Source organism: Bacillus australimaris (assembly GCF_001307105.1).
GTDB lineage: Bacteria > Bacillota > Bacilli > Bacillales > Bacillaceae > Bacillus > Bacillus australimaris.
Genome location: NZ_LGYN01000029.1, coordinates 1 through 16700, shown reverse-complemented (window position 1 = coordinate 16700; position 16700 = coordinate 1). Strand labels below are relative to the sequence as shown.

At 42.1% G+C, this 16700-nt stretch carries 20 protein-coding genes and 1 riboswitch; of the genes, 4 read left to right on the top strand and 16 right to left on the bottom strand.

Annotation, left to right across the window (positions count from 1 at the left end):
• Nucleotides 1-29: 29 nt before the first annotated feature.
• Nucleotides 30-1649, bottom strand: coding sequence for an APC family permease (locus tag AKG37_RS16540; protein ID WP_060699816.1), 1620 nt, complete (start codon nt 1647-1649; stop codon nt 30-32).
• Nucleotides 1650-1991: 342 nt separating this feature from the next.
• Nucleotides 1992-2960 carry an oxygen-dependent tRNA uridine(34) hydroxylase TrhO gene (trhO, locus tag AKG37_RS16535; protein ID WP_039176148.1) on the bottom strand — a complete coding sequence of 323 codons (969 nt, stop codon included), beginning with the start codon at nt 2958-2960 and terminating at the stop codon, nt 1992-1994.
• Between the two features lie 197 nt (nt 2961-3157).
• Between trhO and AKG37_RS16530 the strand changes: the two genes are divergently transcribed.
• Complete coding sequence (locus tag AKG37_RS16530) at nt 3158-4225, top strand: iron-containing alcohol dehydrogenase family protein (RefSeq protein ID WP_078061037.1); 1068 nt, start codon at nt 3158-3160, stop codon at nt 4223-4225.
• A gap of 46 nt (nt 4226-4271) precedes the next feature.
• Here the strand turns inward: AKG37_RS16530 and AKG37_RS16525 are convergent, their stop codons facing one another.
• The 5 genes from AKG37_RS16525 to AKG37_RS16505 form a co-directional block, all read right to left on the bottom strand.
• The gene (locus tag AKG37_RS16525) at nt 4272-5099 is read right to left on the bottom strand and encodes an aldo/keto reductase (RefSeq protein ID WP_060699815.1); all 828 of its coding nucleotides are present in this window, start codon (nt 5097-5099) and stop codon (nt 4272-4274) included.
• An 82-nt stretch (nt 5100-5181) separates the two neighbouring features.
• Nucleotides 5182-5601 carry a DUF5301 domain-containing protein gene (locus AKG37_RS16520; RefSeq protein ID WP_060699814.1) on the bottom strand — a complete coding sequence of 140 codons (420 nt, stop codon included), beginning with the start codon at nt 5599-5601 and terminating at the stop codon, nt 5182-5184.
• 31 nt (nt 5602-5632) lie between these two features.
• On the bottom strand, nt 5633-6091 hold the full coding sequence (locus AKG37_RS16515) for a 2-thiouracil desulfurase family protein (RefSeq protein WP_060699813.1): 459 nt from the start codon (nt 6089-6091) through the stop codon (nt 5633-5635).
• Nucleotides 6088-6333 (bottom strand): hypothetical protein, encoded by a 246-nt coding sequence (locus AKG37_RS16510; RefSeq protein ID WP_060699812.1) that lies wholly within the window; start codon nt 6331-6333, stop codon nt 6088-6090. Before AKG37_RS16510 ends, AKG37_RS16515 begins: the two co-directional genes overlap by 4 nt.
• 108 nt (nt 6334-6441) lie before the next feature.
• A complete protein-coding gene (locus tag AKG37_RS16505; RefSeq protein ID WP_060699811.1) occupies nt 6442-6900 on the bottom strand; it encodes a MarR family transcriptional regulator in 459 nt (152 codons plus the stop codon).
• Between the two features lie 197 nt (nt 6901-7097).
• Between AKG37_RS16505 and AKG37_RS16500 the strand changes: the two genes are divergently transcribed.
• Nucleotides 7098-7865, top strand: coding sequence for a GNAT family N-acetyltransferase (locus tag AKG37_RS16500; protein ID WP_060699810.1), 768 nt, complete (start codon nt 7098-7100; stop codon nt 7863-7865).
• 120 nt (nt 7866-7985) lie between these two features.
• Here the strand turns inward: AKG37_RS16500 and AKG37_RS16495 are convergent, their stop codons facing one another.
• Nucleotides 7986-9158, bottom strand: coding sequence for an MFS transporter (locus AKG37_RS16495; protein WP_060699809.1), 1173 nt, complete (start codon nt 9156-9158; stop codon nt 7986-7988).
• Between the two features lie 77 nt (nt 9159-9235).
• A riboswitch (purine riboswitch) is annotated at nt 9236-9335 on the bottom strand.
• Between the two features lie 387 nt (nt 9336-9722).
• Here AKG37_RS16495 and proS point away from each other — a divergent pair.
• Both proS and AKG37_RS19060 read left to right on the top strand, forming a co-directional pair.
• Nucleotides 9723-11156, top strand: coding sequence for a proline--tRNA ligase (gene proS, locus AKG37_RS16490; RefSeq protein WP_060699808.1), 1434 nt, complete (start codon nt 9723-9725; stop codon nt 11154-11156).
• Between the two features lie 143 nt (nt 11157-11299).
• Nucleotides 11300-11476 (top strand): hypothetical protein, encoded by a 177-nt coding sequence (locus AKG37_RS19060; RefSeq protein ID WP_162838489.1) that lies wholly within the window; start codon nt 11300-11302, stop codon nt 11474-11476.
• Between the two features lie 34 nt (nt 11477-11510).
• Here the strand turns inward: AKG37_RS19060 and AKG37_RS16485 are convergent, their stop codons facing one another.
• The 8 genes from AKG37_RS16485 to AKG37_RS16450 all read right to left on the bottom strand — a co-directional run bounded on the left by AKG37_RS16485 (nt 11511) and on the right by AKG37_RS16450 (nt 16627).
• The gene (locus AKG37_RS16485; RefSeq protein ID WP_060699807.1) at nt 11511-12287 is read right to left on the bottom strand and encodes a sulfite exporter TauE/SafE family protein; all 777 of its coding nucleotides are present in this window, start codon (nt 12285-12287) and stop codon (nt 11511-11513) included.
• A gap of 58 nt (nt 12288-12345) precedes the next feature.
• Nucleotides 12346-12576 carry a sulfurtransferase TusA family protein gene (locus AKG37_RS16480; RefSeq protein WP_047204144.1) on the bottom strand — a complete coding sequence of 77 codons (231 nt, stop codon included), beginning with the start codon at nt 12574-12576 and terminating at the stop codon, nt 12346-12348.
• Nucleotides 12577-12609: 33 nt separating this feature from the next.
• Nucleotides 12610-13737: an MBL fold metallo-hydrolase gene (locus AKG37_RS16475; protein ID WP_060699806.1), complete on the bottom strand. Its 1128-nt coding sequence runs from the start codon at nt 13735-13737 to the stop codon at nt 12610-12612.
• Between the two features lie 14 nt (nt 13738-13751).
• Nucleotides 13752-14312, bottom strand: a complete 561-nt coding sequence (locus AKG37_RS16470) for a sulfurtransferase TusA family protein (protein ID WP_060699805.1) — start codon at nt 14310-14312, stop codon at nt 13752-13754.
• A 46-nt stretch (nt 14313-14358) separates the two neighbouring features.
• Nucleotides 14359-14712 carry a rhodanese-like domain-containing protein gene (locus AKG37_RS16465; protein ID WP_060699804.1) on the bottom strand — a complete coding sequence of 118 codons (354 nt, stop codon included), beginning with the start codon at nt 14710-14712 and terminating at the stop codon, nt 14359-14361.
• 12 nt (nt 14713-14724) lie between these two features.
• Nucleotides 14725-15207 (bottom strand): DsrE/DsrF/DrsH-like family protein, encoded by a 483-nt coding sequence (locus AKG37_RS16460; protein WP_060699803.1) that lies wholly within the window; start codon nt 15205-15207, stop codon nt 14725-14727.
• 122 nt (nt 15208-15329) lie between these two features.
• Nucleotides 15330-15590 carry a metal-sensitive transcriptional regulator gene (locus tag AKG37_RS16455; RefSeq protein ID WP_060699802.1) on the bottom strand — a complete coding sequence of 87 codons (261 nt, stop codon included), beginning with the start codon at nt 15588-15590 and terminating at the stop codon, nt 15330-15332.
• A 203-nt stretch (nt 15591-15793) separates the two neighbouring features.
• The gene (locus tag AKG37_RS16450) at nt 15794-16627 is read right to left on the bottom strand and encodes a hypothetical protein (protein WP_060699801.1); all 834 of its coding nucleotides are present in this window, start codon (nt 16625-16627) and stop codon (nt 15794-15796) included.
• Between the last annotated feature and the right edge of the window lie 73 nt (nt 16628-16700).

The window sequence follows — 16700 nt, the reverse complement described above, 5'->3', positions numbered from 1 at the left end:
CTGCCCGCAATGTTCAGGCAGCCGTTTCTTTATTCTTTGGATGATGCGGCTTCTTTCTGAGAAGCACGCAGCTCATCATTGATTTTCTTCGCATCCTCTAAAAACTCTGTTTCAAATCCACTTTTGAGTGCCCACATATAAAACAACAGAGAAACCACTGTAATCAGTGCCATGTCCCAGCCATAGTGAATGACGTTATAGCCGCCGAATTTGTCACTGCCTAGGCAGGAAATTGTCATCATCACAAGCAAGTACACAACCATCCAAGCACCCGCCTTAAAGTTGCGGCCGAAGCCTTTCCACTTCGCTTTCGCTTGATAGTAAAAGTAGATAGGCAGACCAATAAGAATAATGAACAGTACCTGACCTGTTAACGGCCATCTCGCCCAATACAATGTCAATGAGGCAAAGACAAAGCCGAGAGGAGCAATGATGCTGAGTCCTTTTACTCGAAGAGGACGATATAAATCTGTCCCTGTCTTTCTCAGCGTCATGACAGTCACTGGTCCTGTCAAATAAGAAATGAGTGTTGCGACAGAGATGATTTCAGCAAGTACACCCCATCCCCTAAATAAAAACAGAAAGATAAATGATACGGCTAAGTTAAAAAACATTGCTGGACGAGGCACGCCATAAATAGGATGCAGACGTCCAAGCACACTTGGCATGTATTTGTTTTTTTCCATTCCATAAATCATACGAGACGTCGTTGCGGTATACGTAATTCCTGTACCAGAAGGTGATACAAACGCATCCGCATATAAAATCAGAACAAGCCAGTTAATCCCAAGCGCAATGGCAAGGTCAGCAAAAGGTGAGTTGAAATTCAAATGACCCCATCCATTCACAATCATGGATGGATCGACAGCACCGATAAAGGCAATTTGTAAAAGCACATAAATCACAGTTGCAATGAAAATCGATCCGACAATGGCAATTGGAATCGATCGGCCTGGATTCTTTGCCTCACCGGCCATATTAATCGGGCTTTGGAAGCCATTGAAGGCAAATACAATCCCTGATGTCGCAACAGCTGTCAGCACACTCGCCCAGCCGTTAGGGGCAATACTTGTTCCAGAAGTAAAATTCTCACTATGAAAACCTATGAATAAGAGCGCACCAATTGTTAATCCTGGAATGATAATTTTAAACACGGTAATGAATGTATTGGCTTTTGAAAATAACCCAACTGTCCAATAATTAAGCAGAAAATAAATCACAAGAAGCACACTGGCGACCATAAGCCCTTCTGTCGTCAACACACCTTTTGTGACCAAGTGGGTTGTCCACTTTGCCCATTCCCAAGGCCATGAGCTCATGTACTGGACGGACGCAACTGCCTCAACAGGAATGACGGAGACAATGGCAATCCAGTTCGCCCAAGCCGCAATGAACCCGATAAACGAGCCGTGTGAATATTGCGTATATTTGACCATCCCGCCTGCCTCTGGAAACATCGCTCCGAGTTCACTATAAGACAAGGCGATAAATAAAATGACGACCATCCCAATCAACCAGGACAAAATAGCTGCAGGGCCGGCGATTTGCGCGGCACGCCAAGCACCGAAGAGCCATCCTGAACCAATGATTGAGCCAAGACCTACCATCATTAAAGCGAAAGTTCCCATCCTACGATGCAAATGATTCATGTTCATAACACCTTTCGATTAAAATACAAAGCATGTGTCGAGTAAGCATCTTTCTTTTACAGCAGCTCACTTTTATTCTAACTGGCAAATATTTCTTCAAATGAACCTTTATCCTTGTTCATTTTTTGCCTGTTATATTATCTCTTAATTCTTGATTTTCTGAAATAGTCGAACATGCTTATTTCAAAAGAAAGCGCTTTTCCACCTATTCAATCTATTAGACTGAATAACTACCTTTACCCTTATTTTGAAAAAAACAAAACAAAAAAGATAGAGGAAATGACTTCCTCTCCCTGCTGATCCCTTGCTATGTATAGAAAAAAAGGATAAAGGGGGATCCCTCTATCCTTGTGAAATCGCTTGTTCTTTTTCAATGACAGCTAGTCTTTCTTGAACTTCTTCTTCAGATAAATTGTGCTGTTTTACATACAGGTTACGTTCGCTTGTGCGGCATTCATGACTGCAGCTGCGCATATATTTATGCTCACTTTCTTCAGTCGCAATCATCTTACGGTTACATGCAGGGTTCGCACAGTTCACATAACGCTCGCAAGGCTCACCAGTGAAGAAATCTTTTCCGACAACCACATGCTCTGTTTGATTCACTGGTACTGTTAAGCGATTATCAAACACATAGCATTGACCGTCCCATAGCTTTCCTTGCACTTCCGGGTCTTTTCCGTACGTGACAATTCCACCGTCAAGCTGAGAGACATCTTCAAAGCCTTCACGCTTTAACCAGCCGGAGAATTTCTCACAACGTACACCGCCTGTGCAATACGTCAGAATTTTTTTCCCTTCAAGAATCTCTTTATTGTCACGAATCCACTCCGGCAATTCACGGAATGTCTCAATATCAGGACGTACAGCCCCTCTAAAATGACCGACATCAAATTCGTAATCATTACGGGCATCAATCACAACAGTATCAGGTGATTGCATTTGCTCGTAAAATTCGACCGGGCTAAGATGTTTCCCTGTTAATTCTAGCGGATTCACATCATCTTCAAGGCTAAGGTTCACTAGTTCATTCCGATGACGGACGTGCATTTTTTTAAACGCATGACCATCTGCTTCGTCAATTTTAATCGGCATTGACGCAAAGCGCGGATCTTCTTTTAACGCTTGCATATACTTGTCCGTTTGCTCAATGGTTCCAGAAACAGTTCCGTTCAAGCCTTCTGCTGACACTAAGATACGGCCTAACAAACCAAGCTCCTTACAGAATGCTAAATGCTCTGCTGTAAACGTTTCTGGGTCCTCAATGGGGACATACTGATAGTAAAGCAATACACGATATTGTTTTTCCATATATATAAACACCTCTTAAATTTAATGAAAACATACCATTCTTTATCATACAGGAAATACATACCTAAAGGCAATGTCGGCGGCTCAATTCCATAAAACGGAAGGGTCTTTCTCCTCATATTAATTAACATTGACAGAACTTTCTGTAAAGTGAGATGATTTATGGACTATACTGTGTTGTAAAGGAGTAGAACTCTATGATCCAGCCAGAGGATATCGTCAGAAGTGGTCCAAACCAATTTATTTCTCAAAAAGGGATTTATCATAAACTCGATTCACTTGTTTCGCCATCCTTCCAGTCGCCCGCTGTCGTGACTGGACATCATTCCTATCATGCTTTTTCAACGTACACAAAGCTGCCGTCTCACTGGCCTGTTGTCCAGCACAAAGGCTACAGTTCACCCAATGCGATGACACGAATCGCAGAAGAACTTAAAGGGGCAGATGTGATCATTGGAATTGGGGGCGGCACCATTTTAGATACCGCCAAATCAGTTGCAGATGCTCTTCAAATTGAAGTGATCATGGTTCCAACCATCCCGGGTACATGTGCGGCATCTACACCGCTCAGCGTTATTTATGATGACAAAGGGAACTTCATGAGAGTCGATTATCATAAACGATCCAGTTATCTCACCCTCATTGATCATACTTTTTTGCTTTCCTCTCCTCTTTCCTACCTTCAAAGCGGTATTGGAGATACGCTGGCGAAATGGTATGAAGCGGAGGCCATTATTCGAAACACAGAGGAGTCCTTACCGCTCATGGTGCATGCTGCATTAAAGCAGGCGGTCTCCGTTCGAGACATTCTTCTTTCCCATAGTGAGGAAGCTGTTCACAGCTTGAAAACAGGGCAGCATTCGCAAGCATTTGCGGATGTAACTGATACAATTATTACATTAGCCGGAACGGTCGGAGGCTATGGGGGACGCTACGGAAGAATGGCAGGCGCCCATGCCGTCCATAATGGATTAACGTTTATTGAGGAAACGCACCATGTATTACATGGACAGAAAGTGGCCTATGGTATCCTCGTCCAGCTTGCGGCAGAAAAACGAATGGCCGAGGTAGAGGAACTACTTCAGCTTTATCAAACACTCGGATTGCCTAAGAATATGCGCGAGCTTGGCATTAAAACTCAACTGGAAGAAGCAGCATATACAGTGGCAAGCCATGCTGCACGTGCAGACGAAACCTTTTGTTTGATTGGAAACTATTCCAAAGAACAAATTGTCGACGCCATTCAAGTTGTTGAAACGTATTAGTCCAAAATAAAAAAGCACAGGCATCGCACCTGTGCTTTTCTTTCGTTTAAAAATCAAAGTTATCTGGATCTGGACCTGTGCGCTCATCTTCATTCAGCTGATCAATAATAGCCAACTCATGTGCGGACAGCTCGAAATCGAAGACTTGTGTGTTTTCAATGATTCGGCTCTTCGTCACAGATTTTGGAATGGTGATAATGCCATGCTGCAAGTCCCAGCGAAGAATTACTTGCGCTACTGATTTGTCATGTTTTTTCGCGATATCTTGGAGAACAGGATGGTTCAGGAGCTTCCCGCTGCCTAATGGCGACCACGCTTCTACATGAATTCCTTTCGCCTTGCAATAGTCACGTAAAGGCTCCTGCGTCAGCTTCGGATGCAGCTCGATTTGATTCACCATTGGCACAACCTCTGCCTCTTGTAATAAATCCTCTAAATGATGCTGATGGAAGTTACACACACCAATTGCCCGAACGCGTCCATCCTTATACAGCTTCTCTAGCGCTTTCCACGTTTCTTTATATTTGCCTTCAACTGGCCAATGAATTAAATAAAGGTCTAATACATCCAGTCCCAGCTTATTCATACTTGTTTCAAAGGCTTCAAGTGTTGATTCATAGCCTTGATCACGATTCCAGACCTTTGTCGTAATAAACAGATCATCGCGAGAAATACCTGATTGCTGAATGGCTTTGCCTACCCCTTCTTCATTTTGATAGGCTGCCGCTGTATCAATGCTGCGGTAGCCCGCTTCGAGAGCGTCTGTGACTGCATTTACAGCCTCATCTCCATCTTTTACCTGCCATACACCGAAGCCTAGCTTCGGCATTTTTACTCCGTTTGCTAATGTGACTGTATCTGTTAATCCACTCATCAAACAAACCTCCGCTTCATTTTTACTTACCAAGCACTATACCCACATTTTCTATTGAACATGCATGAAATTACGGCTAGTGTTATTTGATATATTCTCCTATATCGACTTGATTGGCATCAACGATTTGGTATTCGCTAGTTTGATCTTTCGTTTTAGAAAAATCATATGTTTCTAAAAATGTTTGATCGTAAAAAGTCAAACCATATGTTTCCTTCTCATTCTCATACACTCTGATCCAATAAGATTCTTTTGAAGCTTTTTTGGTTTCACCATTCATTTTCTTTAATTTCATCCCCGAAAATTCCTTCAGCAGCTTTTGAATGTCCTCTTTCTTATCTAGCACAACTTGCTTATTGTCATGCTCAATTTGAATCGAAGTCACCTTGCTTTGATCTATTTTGGCCACATCATCAAAAGAGTATGTTTTTGCATTAATCATAAAATAAAGACCAATTCCTAATAAAATTATGACAACTAAACCAATTATCCACTTTTTCAACCTAACTCCTCCTTCTATTCACACACACCTATCAAAACAGCGAAACCAAGTCATCCTCCTCAGAGAACACCTGAATGCCGTGCTGTTTCAGCAAGGCTGACGTCACACCATCTCCAGCTTTTGTTTTGCCGTTAAACGTTCCGCGATAAATCATCCGGCTGCCGCAGGAGGGGCTGTACTCTTTTAACACAACCGCTGCCGCTTTCAGAGACTGAACCTGTTCCAGCGCGGCTTTCGCACCTTTTACATACATCTCTGTTACATCAGTTCCATGCACATCTATAACAGAGGCGAGTCCCTTTAATACATCATATCCGTCTCCGCCAACGATTTCTGCGGGAGGTCTTGGCGTGGAGAAGCCGCCAAGCAGTTCAGGGCAAACTGTAACCGCCTTGCCCTCCTGAACAAGCTCCTCGATTCGCTGATCTAATCGATGGCTGCCATTATAACGGACCTTCAATCCAGCTAGACAAGCACTGACGACAATCACACCTGCTCCTCATTTCTCTGGATTGAACGTTTACTGCTGACTTTAAAATAAATGCATACAGGCAGATACAATATCGTGTACCCTAAAAAGGGCAGGGAACAATACAAAGCAGCCCCCCAAATCGGTTCTTCAACTCCTGTGATGCCAAAAAAGTAAACAAATAATAGCAAGCTAACAAACAATCCAACGAACGGCATGAGGGTGGCATATTTTTTGAAATTTTCCATCATTTCTTTCTCCATTAAGGCTCCCTCCCTTTCATTAAGCATGAACAACGTCAATATATGTTAATTTTACCATATAAAAAACCGAAAGCATCTTATTTTCTACGATGGTTTCGGTTTTTTTATCTATATCTTTTCTTTCCAAGCCTTCAAAAAACGCTCAATTACTTGTAATTCATCTTCGTTGAATTGCTGAAGAAAATCTAAATAGGACGTGACAGCTTTATCATGCAGTTCATCGTGCAGTGCTGCCAATTGTTTGCCTTCCTCTGTCAATGAATAATAGACAGACTTCTTATCCCCTTGCCGGTGGCAATAGTCCACCATGCCTTTTTCAATTAGTTTTTTCACAGCCTTTGTAATGGCTGGCTTTGATAGTTTCAGTTGATGAGAAAGAAATGTATTATTTGATTCATTTGGATTGGCTTGAATCATCGATAAAATGTGAAGCTGCGTGAGTGTCCAATCTTGTTTGAGTGTATCAGTCGTGGTAATCAGTGGATCTGTTGGATCATTCCGTCTCTTTTCCCTATGCATAATTAAATCTTGAATCGCTTTTAATACAATCTGCTCTTTAGTTTCCATCTGAACCTCCACTCTTAACTGGTTAATAAAATGGTACTAATAATTAAGAAAGGAGTCAAAAGAAATGTGAATACGAGAAAAATAATGGGTTATTAGACCTAATAATGATGTATATACTTTTCTACTAGATTCACTCGCCATGCCACATGCTATAATCATGGGGATGTCATCCAATTTATAATGAAAAAGGTGAGCTCATGAATCCCGTGCAACAAATGGCCATTCGCCAATTAGAAGAAAAGATACACCTGTTTTCTTCTGCTGTGAACGGAACCTTCCTCGCATCGGACGATTTCGTTCTATCAAATACTCATATATCAACTGACACGTTCAATTTGCTATTACCGACATCAGCGCAAATTCAAGAGCTGAAAAAAGTGAAAGCAGCCATAGAACACTTGCAATCACAGAAACAAGCATTCAGCACATGGGTGGATCATCGCTTGCTCTCTCCTGAATGGACTGATGTATTGAAGGAATATCAGCTTCAAGAGGTTGAACGCAATACCATCATGATGCTTGAGCAGACAGGTGACATTGATCCAGTCACATCCTCATCGCTTACCATCAAAGAAGTACTTGATGATCAGACACTGCTTGATTACAAAAATATCTTTATTGAACTATTCAACGGATCGACTGAGGCCGCCGCCTTAGAAGACTATTTCCAGCGTTTTTCGCTTGAAGCATTACACTCAAAAGCTCGTATGTTCGTAGGATATGAACACCGCCAGCCTGTCTCAACAGGCTTGCTATTTGAGACAAACGACAGCTATGGTATTTATGATGTCATCACAAGGGCAGAACACCGCGGAAAAGGACTTGGCAGTGACATGTTTCATTACCTTCTAACCAAGACAGAAAATAAACAAAAGTGTGTCATGTTACAGGCTTCAACGGACGGCAAAAATATCTATCAACGTGCCGGTTTTCAACCAATCGGCGAAATGGTCGTCTTTGAATAGAACGATCCTTGACGTGTGAATTTGAAATAAAATAGAAACATAAAAAAAGCTGCCTATTATGAGGCAGCTTCAGTTTGCTGACAAAGGGCTAAAATGATGTGTATTTTAGCCTTTTGTCTTTTATTCAGCATGATGCTGACGATCCATATAAAGTGGCGGTCTCTTCAACGAAATCACCGCACAGCTAAAAGCAATCAGCACAAACACAGCACCGAATTTAGCCAGATCAACAGATGAACCGGTCATCGTAAACATGACACCGCCAACCGCTGATCCAATCGAGATGCCGATTTGCAAGGCAGATGTATTTAAACTTTGCTGAATATCAGACGTGACAGGGTCTGTTTGAATCAAATAGCTCTGCAAAGCAGGCGTCAATGCCCAGCTGAGCGCTCCCCATAGGACAACCATCACCATAAATAACACAAACACACCTGCTGTATATGGAATGGTAAACATGACAGCCGCAAACGCGATTGTCACAATCAAAATGGCTTTCCCTGACCCCAGTTTGTCACTCAGCCAGCCGCCAAACCCATTCCCGCCAATAGACGCAAGTCCGAAGACCAAATAGCAAATACTAATCCAGAACGGGGTCATATGCAGCACTTCCATTAAAAATGGAGTGAAATAAGAATAAAGCATATAATGGCCTGCAAGCATAAATAAACTGATCAGGTGTGCACTAAAAATTTTCGGATGCCCTAAAGAACGAATCTGCTCTCTAAGAGGTGTGACTTTTTCAACAGGCATTTTTTCCAATAGAAAATAGATCAGCACCATCGATATGGCTGACAGAATACTGATTCCTAAAAACATCACTCTCCAGCCAAAGCTCTCTGTAATAAAAATACCGATCGGCACACCGAGAACAAGTGAGGAACTAATGCCAATAAAAATCAAACCTAATGCTTTTGCACGATGCGCTGGCTCCACTAATTTGGCGGTAATCGTCAAGGATAACACGACCACAAGCGCTGTACTCATCGCAATCAATACCCTTGATATCATGACAAGAGCAAAGGTTGAACTAAAATAAGTGAACACATTCCCTAATGTAAATACCAATAACGCGATTAAATAAAGACGCTTTCGTTCGATTTTGGCTGTGGCGGTCAGCAGCACGGGTGCTGATATGGCATACACAATCGCAAATACCGTAATGAGCTGCCCCGCTGTTGCAAGAGACACATTCAAATCCTCTGCAAGGCTTGGCAGAATACCACCAACCACAAGCTCAACTAATCCAACCGCAAATGTAGAAACGGCTAATAAATATACTCTCCAGTTCATGTCTAACATCCCTTCTATATATCATCGCTTTCACTTTTGATACAGGGTGCAGACAAACAAAAAAACCCTGATTACAAAAAAGGAAAGCGCGCTTTTGTAATCAGGATTTATCGGATCCTGGTAGAAACCCTCAAACCATATTATTGAGGTTATACAAGTCTATTTTTTCTTCAAATATATTAGCATAGCCTCACATAACTGGCAAGCTGTAAGAATAGAAAAATACTGCCATTTCAATACAGAAGAAAAAGACGCCGAAAAGGGAATCAGATCAACTTGCTTTCTCCCCCATTTACGGGTAAACTGATGAAAAATCAACGAACAAGGATCAACGTAGATCTGGAATAGTAGCTTGAATCGATCTTTAACAGAGAGGGAACGGTGCTGAGAAGTTCCTACTGACATCTTCAAGTGAACCTGCCGATTTAGTTCTGTTTCATACAGCGGTTCATACCGTTATCATGATCGAGTGTAAAGCTGTGCTTTAAATTAGGGTGGTACCACCAGGAATGGTCCCTAACTTAAAGTACAGCTTTTTTGTTTTTTAAAAAGGAGGAACCTGCAATGTCAAAGAAACAATTTGTTGAGAAAATTACAAGCATGGAAGACGACTTTGCCCAGTGGTATACAGATGTTGTCACAAAGGCACGGCTCGTCGATTATTCAAGTGTTAGAGGCAGTATGATCATTCAGCCATACGGCTTTAAAATTTGGGAAAACATTCGCGACGAACTTGACCGTCAGATTAAAGAAACGGGTCATGAAAATGTCTATATGCCGCTCTTTATCCCAGAGAGTCTGCTGCAGCAAGAAAAAGATCATATTGAGGGCTTTGCTCCAGAAGTGGCGTGGGTCACACACGGCGGTGAATCCGAATTACAAGAAAGACTCTGTGTCAGACCAACCTCTGAGGTGCTGTTCGCTGAGCATTACAAAAACATTATTCATTCCTATCGCGATTTACCGAAGCTTTATAACCAATGGGCCAATGTCGTCCGCTGGGAAAAGACAACACGTCCCTTCCTCAGAACCCTTGAATTCCTATGGCAGGAAGGGCACACATGCCATGAGACTGAGCAAGAAGCCATTGAAGAAACAGAAAGAATGCTACACATTTACGCTTCTCTTTGCGAAGAGCTCCTTGCCATTCCAGTCATTAAAGGGAGAAAAACAGAGAAGGAAAAATTCGCCGGCGCTCGTTTTACCTATACGGTCGAAAGCTTGATGCATGATGGAAAAGCATTGCAAACGGCCACTTCTCACTTCTTCGGGAACGGATTTGCAAAGGCGTTTGGCATTGAATTTCTAAACCGCGAAGGGAAACTGGAACACGTTCAGCAGACTTCATGGGGCTTCACAACAAGAATCATCGGCGCCATGATCATGGTACATGGCGATGACAGAGGGCTCGTCCTCCCGCCAAATATTGCGCCAACTCAAGTGCGAATCGTACCAATCGCTTCTCACAAAGAAGGTGTGCTTGATCATGCCTACGAATTGAAAGATCGACTCGCCCGCATCGCACGTGCTGATATCGATGCAAGCGATAAACAGCCTGGCTGGAAATTCAACGAGTGTGAAATGCAAGGCATTCCTCTCCGTGTAGAAGTGGGACCAAAAGAAATCGAAAAAGGACAGGTCATGCTTGCAAGACGAGACACTGGTGAAAAGCAAGCTGTCACATTAGAAGCACTTGAACAAACCATCACATCCACGCTTGAAGACATTCAGCAGACGATGTACGAAAAGGCAAAAGAACGATTACATGAAAAAACATCTCACGCCCACACGATCGAAGACATCGAGCAAATTCTTGCGGAAGAAAACAGATTGATCAAAGCCATGTGGTGCGGTGACGAAGCCTGTGAAAACGACATAAAAGAAAGAACGGGGGCGACCTCACGCTGTATCCCATTCGAACAGGAAACCATTTCTGACACATGTGTCTGCTGCGGCAAACCTGCATCTGATATGGTGTTCTGGGCGAAAGCCTACTAATTATATGAACGATAGAGAAGCATCCTTCACGATGCTTCTTTTTTGTTAAAAAGACCCAAACACCCATTGACCTGACCTGCACGATCCCCTATAATTCATATTAATATAATCGGTTTTTAAGACTTTAACTGGAGTGGTGATACATGAAACGCTTGCCCTCATTCTTTGCCGAACGCTGCCCTAAATGTAAATCAGCATTAGAAGTCTCAAAGTCCAATGCCCTGCAAGGCAAAGTCGTCAAAACATGCCCCAACCTTCATTATCAAAAAGAGTACCACCCCGCGCTTGAAACATATATCGAGCACGATGACGTCAAATAAAAAAGACCAACACGTTTGCTCTGTTGATCTTTTTTCATAAAATATCCAGCCAAATTTTGACCGCTGTTGCTGTAATCATCACAGCAAGTGCCCATTGTAAGTAGACGGCATTGATTTTCTGACCGACCTTAGCACCAATCGGAGCTGCTACTAAACTTGCCGCCATTAACACAACAGCAGGAAGAAGCATGACCTGACCCGTCAATATTTTACCAGTGGATGCACCTATCGCAGAAAGAAACGTAATCGCAAGGGATGATGCAATCGTCATCCGTACAGGAATTTTCAAAATAGACAGCATCACCGGTACTAAAATGAAGGCTCCGCCAGCACCTAACACCCCGGAGACACTGCCAATCACAAAGGCAATTCCTGATGCCAGTCCTTTATGAAAAGTGACTTCTCCCTCTGCATCTGCACGCTGCCCTTTTTTCGGAATCAGCATGAGGATAACCGCCACAATAGCAAGTAATCCATAAACGAGATTCATCCCATTCTCCGGCATAAAATGTGATACATAACTGCCTAATAAGCTGCCCGCCAATATACTGATCCCCATATATAAAATCAACGAGCGATGTAAAAATCCGCTTTTTCGATAAGCCAGTACACCACCCAGCGTCGAAAAAAGCACTTGAATGGCGCCAATCCCTGATACCTCATGTGCTGATAGCGCCATCACACCAATAAGAGGCGGGATATAAAGCAGCATCGGATAGTTGATCACAGATCCGCCGATCCCCACCATTCCTGATAAGAAGGAACCAATACATCCGATGATAAAAAGTGTAATCAAAAACGCAAAATCCACGCCGGTCTCCTCCTTTGCAAAAGGAAAAGGGGATCTTCAGCAGATACCCCTACATCCTTCAGGACCCTTTTCTCATCCAGAACTTCAGCACGTGACCTTCTTCTGTCTGCGTGATCAATTCATGTCCGCTTGACTTCGCCCATGCAGCTAGGTCAGCTTTAGCCCCTTTATCTGTTGCATGTATTTCCAAAACTTGACCTTCCGCCAAGTCGTTCATTTTTTTCTTTGTTCGAATAATTGGCATTGGGCATGCAAGCCCCGTTACGTCTAAAATTTCATCTGATGTCATTCGATGGACCCTCTCTTCTTATTTTATTGGACATTACCGAATCGCACAACGGTTTGGACCAATTTCCATTTCACGCTGCGCTTCATCGTCTGGAGTCAATTTCCCCATATTGGTATACCGAATATCTTGATAAGCGTTTGGCTGCGCTGGCAAATTCTTCGTGACCATTTGTCTAAATTCGTCTTCATCTTCAATCTTCAGCCCATGATTTTCTTCAATTAAAACGCCGAGCTTCTTCCAAACGCTTCCGTCTTCATTCACTTCTTCTATGATCATGAAATGCGCTGGCAAAACAATGTACTCTCTCGAAAGCGCCATATACCGTTTATAGAGCGTCTCTCTCAAATCACCTACCCAGTCCTCCGCCAGACCAGCAAGATCAGGTCTTCCAACCGAATCAACGAACAGAATATCACCTGAAAGAAGATATTGATTGTCTACGATAAAAGATGTTGAACCGATCGTATGTCCCGGGGAATAAATGGGGTGGATGTCAATGGAAGCTGATCCAATCGTTATCCGCTGTCCTTCTTCAAGACGTTCATATTCAAAGTTCACTTCTTCGGCATCTTTTGGCGGCAGCCAGTAGGTGGCACCAGTTTGTTCAGCCAGTGTTTTCCCACCAGAAATATGATCCGCATGAAGGTGAGTATCCAACACATGCGTCACAGAAACATCATGCTTTTTCGCAAAATTGATATAGACTTCCGTCATTCGAGCTGCATCTACAACCGCGGCTTCTCCATTCGACATCATCATATAAGACAGGCACCCTTTGCCCATCCGTACAAATTGATACAGCTCTCCACCGCCGGTTAAATCCCCAATCTTCACTGGCTCTAGATGCTCACTCCATGCCTTCATTCCGCCCTGCAAATAACGAACAGACACACCAGCCTCTGACAGCATCTCCGCTACCAGAATAGAGGAGCCTTCCTTGGCACAAACCACCAGTACTTCACGGTCATGAGGAATGTGCTGTAAAAGGTCCTCTACTCCGTCAAGCAGATTAAAATAAGGCACATTCAAATCAATTATGGCTTCACCTTCAATCCTCCAGTCTTGCACATCCGCTTGATTTCGCACATCCAGCAAAAAGAAAGGCTCTTTGCCCACGATCTTTTTTGTTAACTGCTCTGCTGTCATTGCTTTTACCGTCATGTGTCATTCAGCTCCTATTTTTCAATGGCTCCTGTCCAGCTATTCATGCCTGGTACCACATTGATTAATTGTTGAAATCCTTTTTCTTTTAGCTTTTGCGCAGCTAAGTCGCTTCTTCTTCCTGAATGACAGATGAGGTAAATGACCGTATCCCGGCTCAATTCTTCAGCACGTTCTTCCACCTCACCAAGCGGGATATGAACGGCCCCTGGGATATGCCCCGCCTCGTATTCATCCTGTTCCCGTACATCCAAAATAAACACAGATCGTTCTTCTTTTACCTTCTGTTGAAAAGTGTTCAAAGACATTTCTGAAATCATAGACTTCCCCTCTTCCACTTGTGCTCCGCCCTTACGAATCAAATGATGAAGCACCTGTCCTTCTACTTTTGTTCCTAAAAACTCATGGCCCGCACTTTTTGACCAAGCGGCTAGATCCGCTGCTGACCCTTTATCGGTTGCTTGCACTTCAAGCACATCTCCTGGCAATAGCTCATTCATTTGTTTTTTCGTTTTCACAATCGGCATCGGGCATGCCAACCCTTTTGCATCTAAAATGACCGTTGGTTTCTGCATATGATATCCTCCTTATATAGGGGCGGGGGTATATTTTTATACGCACTTAATGCCAAGCATTCATACCACCCTTGATATTTGTAATATGAGTAAAACCCTGCTTCTTCAACATTTTCGCCGCCTGCATACTTCTCATTCCGCTTTGACATATCACATAGATCTCTTTATTTTTCTCTAGCTCAGACGCCCGTTTCTTTAACTGTGACAACGGGATATTTTGAAATCCTTTGATATGGTTAGTTTGAAATTCAATAGGAGAGCGCACATCAATGAGCTGCTGACCTTTGCTTTTCAGCTTTTTCTTCATATCCGCTGCATCTATTTGCTTCACACCTCTTACCGGCAGGAAACGACTCACGAGTAAGCCAATCACCATGATGAACAAAATCGTTTGAATCATTTCATCACCTCACTAAATAAATAAATTCACACGTCCGATTTCAGCCTCTGCTAAATAAGCAGCGACACCAGCATATTGAATGTCATCTAATAATTCCTTCTCCTGCAATCCTAAAAGATCCATCGTCATTGTGCATGCCACGAGATTGATCTCCTGTTCCTTCGCCATATCAATGAGCTTCGGCAAAGTCATCGCATTGTGCTTTTTGATGACGTGCTTAATCATCTTCGGACCCATTCCTGCAAAATTCATCTTCGACAAACCCATTCGATCAGCGCCGCGCGGCATCATTTTGCCAAACATTTTCTCTAAAAAACCTTTCTTCATTGACACCATTTCATCCTTGCGCAAAGCATTCAGTCCCCAAAACGTATGGAAAATTGTCACCTCATGATCGTAGGCTGCTGCACCATTTGCAATAATGTAAGCTGCCATCGCTTTATCATAATCTCCACTAAATAAAATAATCGTCGTCCGTTTCTTCTGTTCTTCCATCCTGCTCCTCCTTTTAATTACCCACGGGGGTATATAAAATCTAAAAAATATATACACATACCGGTAAGGGTATACTATAACAAGTAAAAAAATCCGTCAACCTCCAACGGCTGAGGAATTTCTTACCGGCTCTTGACCAATAGCTCAACTGCTTCCTTCACGAGACCCTCCGTATCTTTGCCTTTTTCAAGACTTTCACGAACACATTGTTCAAGGTTTGTACTCACAATGACCCCCATTGCCCGATCAATGGCATTACGTGAGGCAGACAGCTGCGTCACCACCTCGCGGCAATCCTTTCCCTGCTCCATCATCGCAAGAACCCCTTTAATCTGCCCTTCAATCCGGCGAAGACGGTTCTTCATCTGCTGATTATATTCCATGCACAAGCACTCCTTTCTATTGGATTCCTACGAACGATAGTATACCCTTATAGGTATTTAGTCAATCATGATGATTCACTAAAAAAGAAAAACTGCTGAGATGAAATGTCACAGCAGCTTCTCATTTTTAAACTTGTTTCCTTTCTTAGAGCGGATAAATGTGTAGATTTCAAACCTACAGGATAATATACACATTTACAAAATCATTCCGTTTCCATATTACTTATTAAATCATACTTAGATAGATATATTCCTCCAACTATCAAGATAATAGTACAAAGAATAGGTACTGTTATTAGTGTAATACTAATAGAGACAACTGGAGATAAACCAAACATAGGATGCCTAATCAGCATAAATGCATTTCCAAGCAGCATTGGGTTGTCTGAGAAAATGGAAAGAAATAATATACAGATACAAACTACGAAACTATAAATTGTTTTAAAAATTAATGATAATAAAGCAAAGATAAAAGTGAAAAGAAATGTCCCCGCTATATTTAAGAGAATTGAATAAACAATAATTTGACTATAAGAGAATTGAAAAGAGGAATATCTTAAAATACTTTCGCCGTAATCTGTCAAGTTATTTACTGTACCTCCACTCAATTTCCATACAACCCAGGTTAGGGAAAATATTAATATGTAAAAGAACAATACTGCAGTACAACAAAATAATAGTTTGCTTACCCACAATTTAAATATTGACTTTGTTCTAACTCTAATAAAGGCACTATGGGCAAATAGATCTTCTTTTATAAAAGTATTGACCAATATTGCACCACTTAATTGAAATATAATCCATCCAAAAGGAAATTCAATTGTTTGTTGTTCGACAAGTTCAAAGGGAACTCCCGCAAAGGTTTTACCAATAACATCCCAAAACGCAACATTACTTTTGGATAAACTAATATGCAGAAAATAAAGGTAGTATAGAAAATTAAACAACCCTAGAATAAATATAATGATAAAGATCTTTGCAGTTCTATGAAACCCAAGAATCATATCTCTTTTAAAAAGTAATAATAAACCAATCATGTATAAAACCCTCTCTTATCAACTAACTAGAACATAGCATAACATAACGTTTAAGTTAAAAAAATGCAGAAAA

Coding starts and splice junctions, on each gene's coding strand:
- AKG37_RS16540 (WP_060699816.1), bottom strand. CDS start 1,649: ATGAATCATTTGCATCGTAGGATGGGAACTTTCGCTTTAATGATGGTA.
- trhO (WP_039176148.1), bottom strand. CDS start 2,960: ATGGAAAAACAATATCGTGTATTGCTTTACTATCAGTATGTCCCCATT.
- AKG37_RS16530 (WP_078061037.1), top strand. CDS start 3,158: ATGATCCAGCCAGAGGATATCGTCAGAAGTGGTCCAAACCAATTTATT.
- AKG37_RS16525 (WP_060699815.1), bottom strand. CDS start 5,099: ATGAGTGGATTAACAGATACAGTCACATTAGCAAACGGAGTAAAAATG.
- AKG37_RS16510 (WP_060699812.1), bottom strand. CDS start 6,333: ATGGAGAAAGAAATGATGGAAAATTTCAAAAAATATGCCACCCTCATG.
- AKG37_RS16505 (WP_060699811.1), bottom strand. CDS start 6,900: ATGGAAACTAAAGAGCAGATTGTATTAAAAGCGATTCAAGATTTAATT.
- AKG37_RS16500 (WP_060699810.1), top strand. CDS start 7,098: ATGAATCCCGTGCAACAAATGGCCATTCGCCAATTAGAAGAAAAGATA.
- AKG37_RS16495 (WP_060699809.1), bottom strand. CDS start 9,158: ATGAACTGGAGAGTATATTTATTAGCCGTTTCTACATTTGCGGTTGGA.
- proS (WP_060699808.1), top strand. CDS start 9,723: ATGTCAAAGAAACAATTTGTTGAGAAAATTACAAGCATGGAAGACGAC.
- AKG37_RS19060 (WP_162838489.1), top strand. CDS start 11,300: ATGAAACGCTTGCCCTCATTCTTTGCCGAACGCTGCCCTAAATGTAAA.
- AKG37_RS16480 (WP_047204144.1), bottom strand. CDS start 12,576: ATGACATCAGATGAAATTTTAGACGTAACGGGGCTTGCATGCCCAATG.
- AKG37_RS16475 (WP_060699806.1), bottom strand. CDS start 13,737: ATGACGGTAAAAGCAATGACAGCAGAGCAGTTAACAAAAAAGATCGTG.
- AKG37_RS16470 (WP_060699805.1), bottom strand. CDS start 14,312: ATGCAGAAACCAACGGTCATTTTAGATGCAAAAGGGTTGGCATGCCCG.
- AKG37_RS16465 (WP_060699804.1), bottom strand. CDS start 14,712: ATGATTCAAACGATTTTGTTCATCATGGTGATTGGCTTACTCGTGAGT.
- AKG37_RS16460 (WP_060699803.1), bottom strand. CDS start 15,207: ATGGAAGAACAGAAGAAACGGACGACGATTATTTTATTTAGTGGAGAT.
- AKG37_RS16455 (WP_060699802.1), bottom strand. CDS start 15,590: ATGGAATATAATCAGCAGATGAAGAACCGTCTTCGCCGGATTGAAGGG.
- AKG37_RS16450 (WP_060699801.1), bottom strand. CDS start 16,627: ATGATTGGTTTATTATTACTTTTTAAAAGAGATATGATTCTTGGGTTT.